Annotated in this window: 1 protein-coding gene; it reads left to right on the forward strand. The window is 41.9% G+C overall.

Annotated elements, in window-relative coordinates:
* Nucleotides 1-471, forward strand: a 471-nt coding sequence (locus AC1DWA_RS33145; RefSeq protein ID WP_477917687.1) for a malic enzyme-like NAD(P)-binding protein, incomplete at its 5' end; no start/stop codon positions are given.
* Nucleotides 472-556 lie beyond the last annotated feature (85 nt).

Genomic DNA, 556 nt, shown 5'->3' on the forward strand with positions numbered 1-556 from the left:
GTAGAGCGCCCGGTGATTATGCCTCTTTCCAACCCTACTAAACTTGCTGAAGCTGTTCCGGAAAATATTATAAAATGGACGGAAGGAAAAGCCCTTATTGCAACGGGAAGTCCATTTGAACCCGTTGAATATAACGGGAACACTTATGAAATCGGACAGGCTAATAATGCGTTTGTGTTTCCGGGTCTTGGTTTAGGTGCAATTGTGGTTCGCGCTCAAAAGTTTACTGAATCTATGTTTGCAGAAGCAGCCAATGCAGTAGCGCGTATAGCAGAAACAGACACAAAAGGAGATACGCTTCTTCCCAACATTAAAGATCTTCAAAAAGTATCAAAGGCGGTTGCTGTAGCAGTTGCTGATGCTGCTGTAAAAGATAACGTAGCAACTGTTACCAAGCAAAATGTAAATGAACTTGTAGAAGCAGCGGTATGGCAGCCTGTTTATAAACCGGTTAAGGCAAAAGATGAATGAGGTGAATGATAAATGAGCATAGGTCAAATTTTCCTCATTCTCGCGCCTATCTTTTTTGTCATTTTGCTTGGTTATTTAGCAGGGC

The sequence above is a fragment of the Rhodococcus sp. P4_F3_2 genome (assembly GCF_056401335.1).